Here is a 16,842-nt window from a genome sequence, read left to right on the forward strand (position 1 = left end):
AGCAGGAGGAATTGCAGTCTTTGAAACCATCCACGCTCACATCCGAGCAGAAGCGGGACATTATTGTCGCCGCCGCCGAAGACAAAAAAGCGAACTATATGACGGAGATCGATCTGCGCGGCAAGACGCTGATCGCCGACTTCTTCATCATCTGTTCGGGAACGTCTAACATCCATATCCGATCCATCTCGGACGGCGTTATCGAATCCATGGAAGAGCATGGCATTCGGGCGCATCGCACGGAAGGCTATTCCGAGGCGACCTGGATCGTCGTCGACTACGGCGATGTGATCCTTCACGTCATGTCCGAAGATGAGCGCGATCGCTATAAGCTTGAGAAACTCTGGACCCGCGAAGTCGTCGCCGACTCCACAGGCGCCACCATTCTGCCTATCTCCGCCGCACTGCCCGATGACGAGCACGCCGGCTTGACGCTTGATGAAGATGACGAAGATACGGACGAAGAAGACGGCGACGAAGATCTGGACGGCGATGACGAAGACGATCAAGCCGAACTGACCGCGCTCGACTCGGACGAAGAGGACCACAAGGATGGCGCCCGCGCCTAACGACGACATCAGCGTGGAGCCCGTCTCCGGCGACTCCTCGGCGCCCTCGGACGCCTCGTCCCCTCTCTCAAATCCGGACACAGGTTCGGCGGTCGAACCCGCCGCGCCGCTGTCACGCGTTGCGATCGAGCAAAAGCTGACCGCCGCCGGCGTCAACCTGCGGCGTGGACGCGCCGACGAAGCGCGCCGCGATGTCGACGAGGTTCTGGCGGCTCAGCCCCGCTACGCGCCGGCGCATGAGATTCTGGGCGATGTGGAAGCGCATCTGGGACGGTACGCCGAGGCGTGCGCGGCTTACCGCGCCGCGCTGAAGCTGGAGCCGGGACGACCGACCGCCGAGCTGAAGCTGGGGCGCACGGCCCTGCGCGCCACCGAAGCGATGGGCGGTTTTCAAACCCTGTCCGAAACGCGCGGCGCGCCGCGCGCAGGCAAGGGCGTCGCCGGGTTCGCTTCGGCGGTGCTGCCCGGCCTCGGCCAGATCATGCGGGGCGCTTACGTCAAAGGCGCGGTCATGCTGGGCGTCTACTGCCTGTCGAATTTTCTGATTCTCTGCCTGCCGGAAACCAAGGATATGCTGCGTGATGTCAGCGGCCTTCTCGCGCCCAACCACAGTTCGGGCGGAGGGGCGCAGATCGGCGGTCTGTTCTGGTTTCTCTCGTTTGTCTCAACCATCGATTGGCTTTACGCCGTGATCGATGTGGCGCTCGCAAAAGACTGAAACAAACACCCCAATCCTTTCTCTAAAGAAGCGTCACCCGTTTTGCGCGCAGCACAGCGAACGACCGATTACCCTCAGCAACAGGAGCTTGTCTATAGTGATGCAGAAAAACACACGCCGCGCGATGGCCGGATGGATTCTCGCGGCGACGGCGGCGCTCGCGGGATGCGGCGGCTCCAGCGGAACAAAACCATCGGGGCATATTCGCGCCGTGGATGTCGCGACGAATACCGTGGACCCCTCGAATAACAACGACGACGGCAGCGTTCTGGTCAATGGCGCCAGCAGCACTATCGAATCCCACTACGGCGTCGCATCGCCGTATCTTTATGTGGAAGCAGGCAACTCCAGTTTCCAGGGAACGGCAACGACGCTGGCTCTTCCGTCTTACAGCGTGACCACGAACGGAGCGACGACGACCACCGCCGCCACCGCCCCGCTGACCACGAAGAACCTTTCCGACGGCCAAGTTTATACGGCTTACCTGATCGGTCGCCGAGATGTGGCGAACCCGCTCAACGCCGACTTCTCGGATTTGGATAACCTTCACTTCCTGAACGTCATCGTGCTGCAGGATAACCAGGCGGCGCCGCCGTCCGGCGATGCGAATGTCCGCGTGCTCGTCGCCGGCCCAGACGTACCCGCAGTTGATATCCACGTCGACAATTCCGTTCCCTCGGCGCTGACGAACCTCAAGTACGATCCCGCCGGCACGGCCACCAGCGATGTGAACGTTCCCGCCGGCGCGGCGACCTTCAGCGTCAACGCCACCGGGACCAGCAACGTGATCGTTCCCACCCAAACGCTCACACTCGTTGCCGGCAAATCGTATACGCTCGTCGTCACCGAACCCACCGGCGCGGCCGTGACGGGCGTTACTCCCGCCACCCCGCCCGTTGTGACAACCTACGGCCTGGCGCTGGTTCCGAACTAGAACAAACAAGCCGGCGTCCTGGCTCCAATCTACGGAATCAGGACGCCGGCGTTTCTGTGACAGGCGCGATAATTTTAAAGACCATTAAGGAGCCTGTCAAAAAGCAATGCGGAAAATTATTTGCACCGCAATTTCCGGAATGATTTGCACTTCAGCGGCGCTGTCGGGGTGCGGCGGCAGTTCAGAGAATTCCTCCCCAAGTGCGCAAATCCGAGCGGTTGATGTTGCCGTCAACACCGTGGACTCGACGAAAAATAATCAAGATACTGGTTCGGTTCTTATCAACGGGGCTAATATAGGCTCTGGGCAATACGGAGTCCCAACAGAGTATCGGCCATTTCCGACTGAGCATGTGCAATTTCAGGCGAAAACAACACTTCCTCTTCCCGTGAAACAAACAGCAGGGAGCGACATAGCGACGACAATTACACCGATTGTCAGCACTATGAATTTAACGCCAGGGCAGCGTTATACAGCATTCCTGACGGGACAGCGAGATATTATCGATCCTTCCGGCCAAATATACGATGGTCCCGCTGTGGATTACTTCAGTTTTCTGAACATCTTTGTGCTGGCGGATGACCAACCGGCGCCGCCGCCAGGACAAGCCACGGTGCGAGTGCTCGTCGCCGGCGCCATGGGCGTCGTCAATGTTGCTGTTAACGGCTCAGTTCCCGTAGCATTTCAAAATCTGTATTACAGCACTCCTAATGTCCCTTATCCAGGCGGGTTCTCCCCGCCTGCTGGGACGGCCTCTGTATCCAGCAATATCTTTCTCGGCGCAGGAACCGTGTCCATACAAGTTGACGACTTAATTTCGAATCAGCCGATCATTCCGACAACTCCAATCACACTGGCCGCTGGCGCAAAATACACGCTTGTCGTTACCAAGCCAACCTCGGCTCCGTATATCAATAATTCCCCGGTAGTGCCGCCAGTCACGACGACGTACGCGTTAAAATTGGTTAAAAATTAACGGACGCCTAATGTTACAACGCTGCTTCTCAAATTCTGGAAAAGAGCGTGATGAGCTTTCTGCATTAAGCCGCCTCCAAAGCCGTTTCCTTCTTCAATCCAGCCAGAACCTCATACAGTACATTGGGCTTGATCGGCTTGGAAAGGTAATCGTCCATTCCGGCTTCCAGACAGAGGTCCCGGTCGCCTTCCATGGCGTTCGCCGTCATGGCGATGATGGGAGTGCGCCGTAATGTTCCGTTTTCGAATTGGCGGATCAGGCGCGTCGCCTGTAGACCGTCGAGTTCGGGCATCTGCACGTCCATCAGAACGACGTCAAAGGATCCGCTGGTCCATGCTTCAACGGCGGATCGGCCGTCGGTAACGGCGTCGGCGCGGCATCCCCATTTCTCCATCAGTTTCAAGGCCAGCTTTTGGTTGACGGGGTTGTCCTCGGCCAGAAGCACTCGGAGCCCCAGCGCCTGCGCTGCTGGAGCGGGCGCAATTGCCGGGGCCGAAGGCGCGCTCGCGGCCTCGCGGCGCTCCAATGGAAGCTCCATCCAGAAGCTGCTCCCGGAACCCACCACGCTGTCCACTCCTACCCGGCCGCCCATCAGCTCCGCGAGCTGCCGGCAGATGGTGAGTCCAAGCCCCGCGCCGCCAAAACGGCGGCTCGTGCCGCCCTCCGCCTGTGTGAAGCTTTCAAAGACGGCCTCCAGTCGGTCCGCTGGAATGCCGATCCCGGTATCGCGCACGACCACGCGCAGCCGGGCGTTTATCCCGGCGCGTTCGGTTTCGATCACTTCAATCGCCACGCCGCCCTCGGAGGTGAACTTGAGCGAGTTGCCCACGAAATTGGTCAGGACCTGGCGGATCCTCATGGCGTCGCCCCAATAATCGCCTCGCGCTTCCGGCGCGATGCGATAATCCAGCGAAAGGCCCGCGTCCCGGGCGCGGGGCGCCAGCAGGTCGACGACCTCTGCGACGATGTCGCCAAAGCGCATATTCGTCGGGTCGATGACCATCTTGCCCGCCTCGATCTTGGAGAAATCCAGGATATCGTTGATGATAGTCAGCAGCGATTCCGCGCTGCCCTGGATCGTATCGGCGTAGTCATGCTGCTCCGTCGTGAGTGGCGTATCCAGCAGAAGGCCGGTCATGCCCAGAACGCCGTTCATGGGGGTGCGGATCTCATGGCTCATATTGGCGAGGAACTCGGATTTGGCGCGCGCGGACGCCAGGGCCGCATCCCGCGCCAGCCGCAGCGCCTCTTCGTCCTGCTTGCGCTCCGTCATATCGCGCATGATCCCGGTGAAGAAGACCTCATCCCCCGATGTCCACGACGACAGGGAGAGCTCCAGGGGAAACTCCTCGCCCCCGCCGCGCAGTCCCACGAGCTCCACGGTATTGCCGGTCCCATGTGTCTCGACGTCCGCCAGCAAACGCTCCATATCGCCGCCGAGCGCCGCGTGAAAGCGATCCGGCGTCAGCCGGGTCAGCGGCCGTGCGATCGCTTCCTCCGGCGTCAGCCCGAAGATCATCTGCGCGCCTTTGTTCCAGGACACCAAAACCCCATCCCGGTCGGTGACCACGATCGCCTCGGCGGCCGTCTCCGTGACCGAAGACAGCTTATTTTCCGACGACCGCATCGCTTCCAGAGCGCGCTCCCGCTCGGAGACTTCCTGCGTCAGGGCATCGTTCATCTCGGACAGTTTCTGGGATTGCCGGCGCGCGGCCTGCCCAAGGCCCACGGCGACCGCGCAAACCGCCGCCATGACTAATCCCGTCCAGAGAGCGATGATCGGCGCCCAGATTTCCGTGCGCGTCAGATAATTCGAGTGCGGCCAGGCTCGCACCCGCCAGTCGGCGCCATGAAACTGCAGGCGCGCTTCCCGGAATTCCGGCGCGATCGGCGCATGCGCGCTCTGATTGCGCTGGTATACCTCTTTATCGCCATCAAAGATCGAAACCGAATATCCACGAGTGATATCGTTGCTCAGGGCCGTCTCCAGGATATCGTTCATGCGGAAGACACCGGTGGCGAACCCATCAAAACGTCCCTGAAAGCGAAGCGGAATATCGATCAGAAAGCCTTTGCCGCCTTGTTTCAAACTCCGCACGGGCGAGATCGAGAAATCGGGACGGTCGCGGGCCGCGTCCAAAAGCGCCGCCCTTCCGTCCTGTCTCTTCAAATCCATGTTGATGACGCGTTCATTGCCTTTGAGAGGAAATGCGCGCCGAATCACATAGTCCCGATCAACGCGTTCGATCGCCTGATATCCGGAATGCTGCTGTGTGTAAAGACCGGCGATGCTGTCCCACTCTTCGTTCGATACGGAACCTTGCTTTGCCCAGCGGCGGGACAGCAGCAGCAGCGCATCGGTGCGCACTTGCAGCTGCGACGTGATTTCATAGCGGATATTAATTGCCTCTAAAAGGCTCATCCGCTCGACCTGCTGGCGCTGCTCAACGATTAATGCTTGATAGAGACAGAGCGCGGCGGTCGCGATGCCCAAGCCAACGAAAATGGGGGGCCACGCCGGCGTCACGCCGCGCTTCGCCTCCTCCCGCCATGCGTATAGACAGAGTCCGGAGCCGAGCGCCACAAAACCCAACGATGTATGCACGGCCATGCGCGTTAGGTCGCCCCAAGCGTAAAAGCTTGTCACTCCGGTCAGATAGCCGCAAAACGACACAACTCCGATCCCTGTCACCAGGGCGCTCAATCCTCCCGACAGCATCACACCCGCGCGGCCTCGTTTGTGCGAGCGTAGCAGCAGCAGACATACCGAGATCATGGAAAAGCAACACGCGGTGGCGAACGCCATACGTCCGGGATGGGCGCTCGCGACCTTCGTGTAAGCGGGCATGAATAACTGGTCAACGCCAAGATCGATATGGAAGAAATACTCGGCAAGCATCGCCAAGCCGGCGGCGCCGGAAAATACGGCGGCGGGAACAACGATCTTTCGGACCCGCTCAAACATCAGTCCCAGCAGCGCCATCCCACAACACGCAAAACAAAGCGCCGTACTGTACACCATCGGCGTGAATGAGGGCAGAACCTGAAGCAGCCGAGTGTTATGCGTATACCAACCGTAAAGAACCGAAACGCCCAGCGTCGCCACCAAAACGCCGATGACCGTCAGCACGATTGTCTGCCAGTCCCAAATTGTCTTCCGTCGATTCATCATCAAATTCCACGCTCGATTTAAGGAAGAAACACGAGCGTCCTATTTTGAATTCTCGGGTTATCTCTGCCCGCTCCTCAGGGAAAACGCCCATATGCAAAGGAATGTGAGAAAACGAAAAATTCTGGGAACACTTTTTGAGAGAAAACCGTTAAGAGTATTGACAGCAAGACACTCAAGAGATATAATAAACCCGTTACAAGATTTTACAGTGGCGGGATCAGATAGAGGAGGCGGAATTAGATTATGGGACGAACAGTAGGAATTGACCTGGGAACAACCAACTCATGCGTCGCGATCTTGGAAGGCGGCGAGCCGACCGTTATCGCGAATGCGGAAGGCGCGCGGACCACGCCGTCCATCGTCGGCTTCACCAAGACCGGCGAGCGGCTGGTGGGCAGCGCGGCCAAGCGGCAGGCGGTTGTGAACCCGGATCGCACGATCATTTCCATCAAGCGCAAGATGGGCACCAATGACCGCGTCACCGTCGACGGCAAGGATTACTCCCCTGAGGCGATCTCGGCGATGATCCTCCAGAAGCTGAAGGCGGACGCCGAGAAGTACCTGGGCGAAACGGTCGACAAGGCCGTCATCACCGTTCCCGCATACTTCAACGACGCCCAGCGCAACGCGACCAAGGACGCCGGCAAGATCGCGGGCCTCGAAGTCCTGCGCATCATCAACGAGCCGACCGCCGCGAGCCTGGCGTACGGCCTGGATAAGAAGAAGAACGAAACGATCCTGGTCTATGACCTCGGCGGCGGCACCTTCGACGTGTCGGTCCTCGACGTGGGCGACGGCGTCTTCGAAGTCCGCTCCACGGCGGGCGATACGCACCTGGGCGGCGACGACTTCGACAGCCGGATCGTGGACTTCGTGGCGGACGAGTTCAAGAAGGAGCAGGGCATCGACCTGCGCAAGGACAAGCAGGCTATGCAGCGACTGCGCGAAGCGGCGGAGAAGGCCAAGATCGAGCTCTCCAACGTCGTGCAGACCAACATCAACCTGCCCTTTATCACGGCGGACGCCGAGGGACCGAAGCACCTGGACGTCAACCTGACCCGCGCGAAGTTCGACGACCTGACCCGCGATTTGGTGGACCGCACCTCGCAGTCGTTCAACCAGGCGCTCAAGGACGCCGGCATCGAGGCGAAGGATGTGGATGAGATCATCCTCGTCGGCGGTTCGACCCGCATCCCGGCCGTTCAGGACCTGGTCAAGAAGCTCGGCGGCGGCAAAGAGCCCAACCGCAGCGTCAACCCGGATGAAGTCGTGGCCGTGGGCGCGGCGATCCAGGCGGGCGTCCTGGGCGGCGAAGTCAAGGATGTCGTTCTGCTGGACGTCACCCCGCTGAGCCTGGGCATCCAGACTCTGGGCGACGTGTTCACCAAGCTGATCGACCGCAATACGACGATCCCGACCCGCAAGTCCGAGACCTTCTCGACAGCGGCGGACGGCCAAACCGCCGTGGACGTCGTGGTCTATCAGGGCGAGCGCGCTCTGGCGTCGCAGAACAAGAAGCTGGGCAACTTCCAGCTCACGGGTATCCCGCCGGCTCCGCGCGGCGTCCCGCAGGTGGAAGTGACGTTCGACATCGACGCCAACGGCATCGTGAACGTCTCGGCCCGCGACAAGGCCACCGGCAAGGAGCAGAAGATCATGATCTCCGGCGCCGGCGCCCTGGACAAGTCCGAAGTCGAGCGCATGGTGCAGGAAGCCGAGCTGAACGCGGCCAAGGACGCTGAGATCCGCGAGAAGGCCGAAGCGCGCAACCACGCGGACCAGGCCGTCTATCAGACCGAGAAGCTTCTCAAGGACCTGGGCGACAAAGCCCCGGCCGACGAGAAAGCCACGGCCGAGACCGCCATCGCCGGCGTCAAGTCCGCGCTTGAGAGCGACAACATCGAGCAGATCAAGTCGGCCACCGAAACCCTCGTCCAGGCTTCCTACAAGCTGAGCGAGATCCTGTACAAGCAGGCGGAAGGCGGCGACGCTTCGAACGGCCATCACGAAGGCGAAACGCCCGAAGGACAGCCGCAAGCCAAGACCGACGACGACGTAATCGACGCGGACTTCAAGAGCGAGTAAGGGACGGAGCCCTCACCCCCCCCGGCCCCCTCTCCCAATTCTGGGAGAGGGGGAGTCAGAGTTTTTGAGTTTTTGGATCATTGATCCAAATCTTAACCCTCGCCCAGAATTGGGAGAGGGTGGCCCGAAGGGCCGGGTGAGGGCCGCCTAATTATCATCACCAAAACACATCAGAGGAGAGATTAACCATGGCCAACATCGTTCGTTTCGACCCCTTTGAAGATTTGAATCGTCTTCAGCGCGAAGTCAATCGCTTGTTTGAAGACAATTCGCGCAGCGGCCGAGGAACGGAAACCGCAGCGGCTCGCACCTGGGCGCCGTCGGTCGATATTCTGGAGGATGGGAACGAGATCGTCGTTATCGCCGATCTGCCGGGCCTTCGCCAGGAAGATATCGACATCGAGCTGACCGGAGAGACGCTCACGATCAAGGGCGAGCGCAAGTTTGAGGATACGCAGCGCAAGGACCGTTATGTCCGAGTCGAACGCTCGTATGGAACGTTCCAGCGCTCCTTCACCATCGTCGCGCCAGTCCAGCACGATGGCGTGAAGGCGTCTTACAAAGACGGGATCCTGGAAGTGCATCTGCCGAAGTCCGAGGAAACCAAACCAAAGAAGGTTCAGGTCTCTGCGGGATAAGCGGCGAGCCATCCTCACGCAAGGGAGCCGGGGCGCAGCGCGCCCCGGCTTTTTTTGCGCCGCAGCGGCTGACGGCCGCCCAATCCGCCGATCCGGGGATTGACTTGCGAATAGGAATATGTCACTATAATTTCCGACAGTGTTCATCGGAGATTCGGGATTTCCGAGCTGATTTCCGCCGCCAAACGCCGAAATGGGTGAAATGCCGCGAAATCGGATATAATCTTTCATCCATTCATAGCAATCTGAAAAGATTTTTGCGCAAACCGGAAGTGCGGCCTTGGCATACAAACGCTCTTCATGCAGCGCCGTAAGCGACGATGGCATGGACCGCTGCCGCAAAACCAAAGGACTAAGTAGAATTCACCCATGACGGTCATCCCCCCCTTGAGCAATGGCAATCTCCGCGAGGCGGTTCTTCCGCCCGATATGCTAACCGACGCGCCCCTCAACTGCCCCGTAACGCTGCTGAGCAGCGAGGAGCGTCACCGCCTGATCGAGCGTGCGTTTCTGGGCCTGTACCGCTGGTATGTGGACCGCTCGCAGCGGCTGCGCAACTGGAACCCGGACACCTCGTTCGCATGGCGGGATATGCGCACGGATCACACCGAAGACGTCGTACAGCTGATCGAAGGATACTTCGCCGTCGAGCAATACGCCCCGGATTACACCAGCGAGATCCTGCGCGTCGTCCGCCGCTCCAACGGCCGCTCCAACTTCCAGCTTCGCTGGGGCGCCGAGGAAGAGCGACACGGCGACACCTGGGAAAACGCCCTGCTCTTTTCGCGCGGGCGCACTCCGGCGCAGATCGAGCATTACAAGTGGCAGCTGCGCGTAAACAACTGGACGCTCCCGTGGGATGATGCGCTGCACATGCTGGTCTACACGGTGTTCCAGGAGCGGGCCACGCAGGTCAACTACCTGAAGTTCGCCGAGATCGCCCGGGGCGAGTCCGATACGCCCGCCTTCGCCGGCGCTCCAGACCCCGTCCTGGCCCGCGCCTGCTCGATGCTCGCCGTGGACGAAGCCGCCCACTACGCCTTCTTCCTCGAAGGCGCGCGCCTGTTTCTCTATTACTTCCCGGAAGAGACCCTCGGAGCGATCCACGACGTCATCACGCACTTCGCGATGCCGGCGCAGGACATCATCCCGAACTGGCCGGTGGTCGCCGAGACGATCTACCGCGCCGGCACTTATGGGCCGCGCATCTTCCAGCGCGACGTAATCGCCCCGGTCCTTGAGAACCTGACTGTCGCCGGCCGCAAGGCCCTGGACTCCGGCCTCAAGCACGCCCGCGCGATCCCCGATCCTAATGGCAACATGCGTCTGACAGCCCTCTGGGACACCTTTGACGCCGGCGAAGCCGAGCGCAACGTCATCCGCCTACACGACAAAATCACCGACTTCGAAGGCAGCATGGGCCGCGCCGAAATCGATCCCTTTCTGTTCCAATCGAATCCGGACTGGCAGGCGAAGACGAAAGAGTAGCGACCCACTCCCCCGCGCAAAAGCGCGGGGGAATAGGCCCTGAAAGCGCGCTTCAAATCCTCTCCCCCTATTGACACCCTCGCGAATAGATGCTACAATCCAATATCGCTTAATATTAAGTGACTGAGATTTAAGCAATACCATGAGAAAATTTGAACCGAACGCCAACGAACGGCTGGCTCTGGGAACTCTAGTGAAGCTGGCGCGCGCCGAGGAATCGGTGTCGAGTAAATTGCGTGGCGGGATTCTGAACGCCGGCCTCACGGAAAGCCAGTTCGGTGTTTTGGAGGTCCTGTATTTTAAGGGACCGCTGTGCCAGCGCGCCATTGGCGAGAAGATTTTGAAGACCAGCGGCAACATTACCATGGTCATCGATAACCTGGAGAAGCGCCAGCTGGTGCGCCGAGAGCGCAGCCAGGAAGATAGGCGTCATGTGACGATCTATCTCACGGAGCAGGGCGAAGCGCTGATCCATGAGATCTTTCCGGGACACGCCGCCGAGGTCCGCAGCATTATGCAGGTTTTGACGGAAGACGAACAGCGCGAACTTGGACGTCTTTGCCGCAAACTCGGCAAACAAGAACCCGATTAAAATGGGTACGTTATCACTCAACATTCACTGAACGAACGCAATATCAACGAAGATTAATAGAATGTCCGATTGCCAGACAACGAAAGGTCACCACCATGAGCCAAGTCAAAGTCCTGATCGCCTTTTATTCCCGCACGGGAACCACTGAGAAGCTCGCGGAAGCGATTGCGGAAGGCGCGCGCAGCGAAGGCGCGGAAGTCATCCTGCGCCGCGCTCGTGAAGTCGCTCCGCGCGAAGTGATGGAGAGTGTCGCCGGCTGGGCGGAAAGCGCCGATCGTCAGAACGCGCTCTACGAAGCGCCGACGCCGGACGACGCCGCGAACGCCGACGCAATCATCCTCGGCACCCCTACCCGCTTCGGCAGCCCGACCTCCGAGATCAAAGCGTATATCGACTCCCTCGGCGGCCTCTGGTTCCAGGGCAAGCTCGTCGGCAAGGCGGGCGGCGTCTTCACCTCGACCTCGACCACGCACGGCGGCAATGAAACGACGATCCTTTCGCTCTATCCCCCGCTGGCGCATCTGGGCCTTATCATCGTCCCGCTTGGCTACAGCGATCCCGCGCTTTTCGCCGCCGGCACGCCTTACGGCGCATCGTCCGTATCCGGCCAGAACGCCGACCCGCCGACCGAGCAGGACCTCGCCGTGGCGCGCCACCAGGGCAAGCGCACCGCACAAGTCGCAAAGGCGCTCAAAGCCGCCGGAGAGACGCAGACAGCGTAAGTTAATGGCCCTCACCCGGCCCTTCGGGCCACCCTCTCCCAAAGGTCTGGGCGAGGGTTAAGATTTGGATCAAAGATCCAAAAGATCTTAACTTAAAACTCTGACTCCCCCTCTCCCAGAATTGGGAGAGGGGGCCGGGGGGTGAGGGCTCCATCCTCATCGCAAGGAGACACACACATGAAAACAACCAAAAAGAATATCCAATGGGCGAGTACGGCCGCGCTGACGGCGCTGAGCCTGGGATTGATGGTCAACGCCGCGACGCATACGCAGGCGCAGGCTCCGGCGCCCGATCCTAAGATCATCGGCACGGCGGCGCCGATTGCGGGATCGTGGAGCGTGGATCCCGCGCACACGAATATCAACTTCGCCGTGAAGCATATGGGGCTGAGTATTGTGCGCGGACGCTTCGACGATATTGCCGGGACGGTTGTCGCGGATCCGGATCATCTGGATAAGTCGTCAGTGCAGTTTACGATTCAAGCCACGAGCATCGACACCAACGTCAAAATGCGCGATGACGATCTGCGCAGCCCGACGTATTTCGACGTCGCGAAGTACCCGACGATCACGTTTCAGAGCACCCGCATCGAAAAGAAGAAGCACGATTATGTCGCGTACGGCGACCTGACGATCCATGGCGTCACCAAACAAGTCGCGCTCCCGTTCACGGTCTCCGGGCCGATCCACGATCCCTTCGGCGGCGTCCGCTTCGGCCTGCTGACCGGAATCCACCTGAGCCGGCTGGATTACGGCGTCGGCGGCGGCGACAAGTTCTCCACCGGCGTACTGGCGATTGGCGACGACATCGATGTGACGATCAGCCTGGAGGCGGTCCCGGCGAAGTAGGGGCGCTCTCGAATCAAGAAACCCCCGGCCCCCACTGGAGGAGGAAACCATAGGATCGGAGACGTGAGGAAGATTAATCTTTCACACGCCAACAAATCTATGGTTTGCTCCTCCGATGGGGGCCGGGGGCTTCTCGACTCTTAGATCGCGTTTGCGGGCGATTGGTCCGCGTCCGGGCTGTCGGCGGGGATCTCGCCGGAGTTATTCGGCGCGGTCTGTTCGGCGTTGTCACCACCGGCCACCAGTCCCTGGTTCTTCGCTTCTTCCTTTACCGTGTTCACGGCTTCGGTCGCGACGGCCTTGACCTTGCTGGTCAGGTCCTCGGTGAACTCATGGGCAGCGTCCATCGCCTTATCCATCAGCTCGTCGTGCTTCTGCCCCATCACGCGGTTTTCCACGTTCGATTCGGGAATGAGCAGACCGACGATGGCGCCGATCACCAGGGCGATGCCGCCGGCGACCAGCGGGTTCTTTTGAACCATGCCCTCAATCGCCTGGATCGCGGTGAGGCTTCCCGATTTGGCCTGGTCGGTCAATTGTCCGAGCTTGCCGGGCTCACTGTCCGCAGAGCGTTCGGGGCGCGCGCTGCGGTAGAGCCAGGCGGCGCTCAAGATCGTCAGCGCCAGCTCGATCGGGCTGCTCTTGGCGACGCCGAGGGCGGCCGTTCCCACACGCTTCGCCTGATCCTTGCCGGTCGATCCCACTTTTTGCGCGGCGTCGGTGACGGCCGAGGTTGCACTCTGCGCCGCATTGGTCACCGCCGAAGAGGCGGTGTGCGCGACATTGGTGACTGCGGAGGACGCGGTATGCGCGACATTCGATCCTGCGGACTTCACACTCTCCAGAACGCCGCTGGTCATTGATTTCGCGCCTTCCACGGCGTTGCCGCCGACTTCCTTGATGCTGCCCACGGCGCTGCCGCCGGCGTCTTTCACTTTATCCACCGCGCTGCTCGCGGTATCTTTGATCGCCTTGCTGACGTCCGGAATCGGCGCCGGCCCCGGGGTGGAGCGGGAATTCCAGATCAGCCAGCCGATACCGGCGGCGGCGGTCGCGGCGGCCACGGCCGCGTTGTCCTTCACGAACCCGGCGCCGGAGTTGAAGGCGCGCATGATCGCGGGCGGCTCACTCTCGTCGGCCGCTGGAGCATCGTCGCCGGCAGGTCGGTTCCGCGTGCTGGAGCGAACCTCATCGTCCGCGTCCAGTGGGACGCCATCGCGACCGTTAGGGATTTCGTTGACATGAGGGCTGATCGGCGTCTCCGAGCCGTCGACGACCCGAACGACGGTCTCATGCAGAGCGTTCAATTCTTCTTCCCACTCGTCGCTGGTGGTGTGCTGTACCGGCTCATGCCATCCTGGCTCAATATTACGTTTGCTCATCGTTCCAATCCTCCTGATTTCGGCTTTCGCCGCTCCATGTAAAACTTAACGTCCGGCGCTCGGCTGCCCGGTTCCCGAACTCTTCAGGAAGCGCGCGGCCAGCAGGCCGGCCACGGCGGCGGCTCCCAGATACAGGCCAGGGCTGCGCCGCGCGAACGCTTCGGTGTCCGCGACGATCTGCTCCACTTGCTTGTCCTTGAGCGCTCCCGAGAACTCCGTGATCGACGCGGCGGCCTTGTCAGCGTACTCGCCCACAAACGGCGTGCCATGCTCCTTGAGCTGATCGCTTGCCGATTGGATCGCTTGCGCCGTCGCCAGCAGATGATCGGCGACATTGTCCTTCTGGCCGGTGAGCTGCGTCTTTACCGTCCCGCGCGCGTTGTCCGCGACACTGCTGGCCGCATGCTGCCCCTGCTCCACAATTTCCTTCGCCTTGCTTCGAACTTTCGTCTTCGCCTGCTCCACCGCTTCGCCGAGGTCGGCGGCGGTTGTATTTGTCTCGGTCGCCATTTGCTTGCCCCCTATATTTCCCGTGCTGTTTACGGAATGATCGCTGCTGCTGTGAGACCGCTGTGGAAGCGATGCTCATATTGGCGTATCTACCCGTGAACGCTCGGTAATAAAACAAGGCCAAGAATCAAAAAAGCCCCCCGCCAAGTGGCGGGGGGCTTTTTCGCAGCTTTGGGAAAAGCTTAGGCAGGCTTGATTTCGACGCTGGCGCCTTCGGCGGTCAGCTTGGCCTTCAGGGCCTCGGCGTCTTCCTTGTTCAGGCCTTCCTTGACGGCCAGAGGAGCGCCTTCGACCAGGTCCTTGGCTTCCTTCAGTCCCAGGCTCGTCGCTTCGCGAACGGCCTTGATGACGTTGATCTTCTTCTCGCCGGCGGCGGTCAGAATGACGTTGAAGGAGGTCGGCTCTTCCTTCACTTCGGCCGGAGCGGCGCCGCCGCCGCCACCCGGGGCGACGGGAGCGGCGGCGGTGACGCCGAAGACTTCCTGAAGCTCCTTGACGAACTCGCTGAGCTCGAGGACGGTCATGCCTTTAATGGTTTCCAACAATGCGGCTGTATCTGCCATGTTACTAATTCTCCTGAATGTGTTTTTTAAATCGTTCTAACGTGTCGAAAACTTAAGCAGCGGCTTCCGCGCCCTGCTTGTCCGCGACTGCCTGAAGCGTGAAGACGAAGTTCGCCAGAATGCCGTTGAGCGTTCCCACGAGACCGGAGACCGGTCCGTTCAGGGAGCCCAGCATCTGAGAGATGAGGACTTCGCGCGATGGGATCTTGGAAAGCGCGTCGACCTGAGCCGCGTTGTACACGGTTCCGTCCACGACGCCGCCCTTGAGCGAGATCGCCTTGTGATCCTTGACGAAGTCAACGATGACCTTGGTCACCGCGATCGGGTCGCCTTTGGCGAAGCCAATGGCGGTCGGGCCGGCCAGGTACTCGCCCATCTGATCCACGGGAAGCAGATCGGCGGCGGCGAGCTTGAACAAGGTGTTCTTGACGACGCGGAATTCTCCGTCGACGGCGCGAAGCTTCTTGCGCAGATCGGTCAGTTCGGCCACGGACAGGCCGCGGTAGTCCGTCATGATCGCCGCGCTGATGCCGCCGACGAGCTCACGAAGCTCACCGACAACCTCAACCTTTGCGGCGGACGCTTCGATTACATATTCTGTTGCCATAATTGATTCACCCCCCAACTTGGCGAAATAAAAACGCCCTGGAGCTGCCGTAGACAAGGAGGCAAACTCCAGGGCGCACATGGCGCACGCTCTCGGCGCGCACCTTTTTGCATTCCTGAACCTCGGCTGGCGGACTTGACGTCCATTAACACCCTTGCGGGACCGGCTGTCTACGGCGAAACTGTATTTGATTGTCGTTATTCTACCCGAAACGGGCGGAAAAATCGATTATTTGACGAGAACGACGGTTTGAGCGCGCAGCGGATCAATGGTGACGCTCGGTCCCATCGTCGTGGAGACGGAGACTTTGCGCAGGTAGCGGCCCTTGGACGAAGTCGGCTTGGCCTTCACCAGCGCGTCGACCAGAGCGGCGAAGTTCTCGCTCAGCTGCTCGGTGGTGAACGACGCCTTGCCGATCGGCGCATGGATGATACCGGCCTTGTCGACGCGGTATTCGATGCGGGTGGCCTTCTTGATATCATTGACGGCCTGTCCGATGTTCGGGGAGACGGTGCCGGCCTTCGGGTTCGGCATCTTCTGCTTGAAGGTGGCGCCGAGGCGACCGACCTGGCCCATCATATCGGGGGTCGCCAGGATCAGGTCGTACTGCTTCCAGTCCAGCTGGTCCTTCTGGACCTGCTCGATCAGCTCTTCCGCGCCCACCAGGTCTGCGCCGGCGGCTTCGGCGTCGGCCGCCTTCTGGCCCTTGGCGAATACCAGGACCTTGCGGCTCTTGCCGGTGCCATGCGGCAGCGTGGTGACGCCGCGAACCATCTGGTCGCCGTGGCGAGGATCGACGCCCAGGTTAATGGCGGCGTCAACGGTCTCGTCAAACTTCGTGTTGGCGATGCTCTTGACGAGCTCGATGGCGGCGGTCGGTTCCAGCAGATCGTCCGGATTGACCTTCTTGGCCAATTCCTGGAATCGCTTGCTGATGACTTTCTTGCGGTCTTGCTTTCTCAATGGTCTGTCTCCAGTGGTCAAACGGGGTTCGATCCCCTCCCACTCAGGTCTGGAAAGGCTCACCATGAGCCGCT

At 60.5% G+C, this 16,842-nt stretch carries 16 protein-coding genes; 10 read left to right on the forward strand and 6 right to left on the reverse strand.

Annotated features, from left to right (window positions below):
* The first annotated feature begins 20 nt into the window (after positions 1-20).
* The 4 genes from rsfS to D5261_RS26775 all read left to right on the forward strand — a co-directional run bounded on the left by rsfS (position 21) and on the right by D5261_RS26775 (position 3,197).
* On the forward strand, positions 21-569 hold the full coding sequence (rsfS, locus tag D5261_RS26760) for a ribosome silencing factor (RefSeq protein ID WP_218025455.1): 549 nt from the start codon (positions 21-23) through the stop codon (positions 567-569).
* Positions 553-1,287: a tetratricopeptide repeat protein gene (locus tag D5261_RS26765; protein WP_119319094.1), complete on the forward strand. Its 735-nt coding sequence runs from the start codon at positions 553-555 to the stop codon at positions 1,285-1,287. Before rsfS ends, D5261_RS26765 begins: the two co-directional genes overlap by 17 nt.
* A 100-nt stretch (positions 1,288-1,387) precedes the next feature.
* Positions 1,388-2,221 carry a DUF4397 domain-containing protein gene (locus tag D5261_RS26770; RefSeq protein WP_165863870.1) on the forward strand — a complete coding sequence of 278 codons (834 nt, stop codon included), beginning with the start codon at positions 1,388-1,390 and terminating at the stop codon, positions 2,219-2,221.
* Positions 2,222-2,327: 106 nt separating this feature from the next.
* Positions 2,328-3,197, forward strand: coding sequence for a hypothetical protein (locus D5261_RS26775; RefSeq protein ID WP_125205757.1), 870 nt, complete (start codon positions 2,328-2,330; stop codon positions 3,195-3,197).
* 64 nt (positions 3,198-3,261) lie between these two features.
* Here the strand turns inward: D5261_RS26775 and D5261_RS26780 are convergent, their stop codons facing one another.
* Positions 3,262-6,369 carry an ATP-binding protein gene (locus tag D5261_RS26780; RefSeq protein WP_119319092.1) on the reverse strand — a complete coding sequence of 1,036 codons (3,108 nt, stop codon included), beginning with the start codon at positions 6,367-6,369 and terminating at the stop codon, positions 3,262-3,264.
* 243 nt (positions 6,370-6,612) lie between these two features.
* On the opposite strand from D5261_RS26780, the gene dnaK reads away from it, so the two are divergent.
* The 6 genes from dnaK (at position 6,613) to D5261_RS26810 (ending at position 12,743) form a co-directional block, all read left to right on the forward strand.
* Entirely contained in the window at positions 6,613-8,454 is a 1,842-nt protein-coding gene (dnaK, locus tag D5261_RS26785) for a molecular chaperone DnaK (protein ID WP_119319091.1), read from the forward strand.
* Between the two features lie 188 nt (positions 8,455-8,642).
* Positions 8,643-9,092 (forward strand): Hsp20/alpha crystallin family protein, encoded by a 450-nt coding sequence (locus D5261_RS26790; protein ID WP_119319090.1) that lies wholly within the window; start codon positions 8,643-8,645, stop codon positions 9,090-9,092.
* A gap of 369 nt (positions 9,093-9,461) precedes the next feature.
* Positions 9,462-10,580 carry an acyl-ACP desaturase gene (locus D5261_RS26795; protein ID WP_119319089.1) on the forward strand — a complete coding sequence of 373 codons (1,119 nt, stop codon included), beginning with the start codon at positions 9,462-9,464 and terminating at the stop codon, positions 10,578-10,580.
* 142 nt (positions 10,581-10,722) lie between these two features.
* The gene (locus D5261_RS26800; protein WP_119319088.1) at positions 10,723-11,172 is read left to right on the forward strand and encodes a MarR family winged helix-turn-helix transcriptional regulator; all 450 of its coding nucleotides are present in this window, start codon (positions 10,723-10,725) and stop codon (positions 11,170-11,172) included.
* A gap of 95 nt (positions 11,173-11,267) precedes the next feature.
* The gene (gene wrbA / locus D5261_RS26805) at positions 11,268-11,894 is read left to right on the forward strand and encodes an NAD(P)H:quinone oxidoreductase (RefSeq protein ID WP_119319087.1); all 627 of its coding nucleotides are present in this window, start codon (positions 11,268-11,270) and stop codon (positions 11,892-11,894) included.
* Positions 11,895-12,071: 177 nt separating this feature from the next.
* A complete protein-coding gene (locus D5261_RS26810; protein WP_119319086.1) occupies positions 12,072-12,743 on the forward strand; it encodes a YceI family protein in 672 nt (223 codons plus the stop codon).
* Between the two features lie 140 nt (positions 12,744-12,883).
* Here D5261_RS26810 and D5261_RS26815 read toward each other — a convergent pair whose 3' ends face one another.
* From D5261_RS26815 to rplA, 5 genes are all read right to left on the reverse strand, one after another.
* Positions 12,884-14,125, reverse strand: coding sequence for a YtxH domain-containing protein (locus D5261_RS26815; RefSeq protein WP_119319085.1), 1,242 nt, complete (start codon positions 14,123-14,125; stop codon positions 12,884-12,886).
* A gap of 45 nt (positions 14,126-14,170) precedes the next feature.
* Positions 14,171-14,635, reverse strand: a complete 465-nt coding sequence (locus tag D5261_RS26820; RefSeq protein WP_119319084.1) for a hypothetical protein — start codon at positions 14,633-14,635, stop codon at positions 14,171-14,173.
* Between the two features lie 182 nt (positions 14,636-14,817).
* Positions 14,818-15,198 (reverse strand): 50S ribosomal protein L7/L12, encoded by a 381-nt coding sequence (rplL, locus tag D5261_RS26825; protein WP_119319083.1) that lies wholly within the window; start codon positions 15,196-15,198, stop codon positions 14,818-14,820.
* A gap of 52 nt (positions 15,199-15,250) precedes the next feature.
* Positions 15,251-15,805 (reverse strand): 50S ribosomal protein L10, encoded by a 555-nt coding sequence (rplJ, locus tag D5261_RS26830; protein ID WP_165863869.1) that lies wholly within the window; start codon positions 15,803-15,805, stop codon positions 15,251-15,253.
* Positions 15,806-16,033: 228 nt separating this feature from the next.
* Positions 16,034-16,768: a 50S ribosomal protein L1 gene (gene rplA / locus D5261_RS26835; protein WP_245992443.1), complete on the reverse strand. Its 735-nt coding sequence runs from the start codon at positions 16,766-16,768 to the stop codon at positions 16,034-16,036.
* Between the last annotated feature and the right edge of the window lie 74 nt (positions 16,769-16,842).

The organism is Capsulimonas corticalis, assembly GCF_003574315.2.
GTDB lineage: Bacteria > Armatimonadota > Armatimonadia > Armatimonadales > Capsulimonadaceae > Capsulimonas > Capsulimonas corticalis.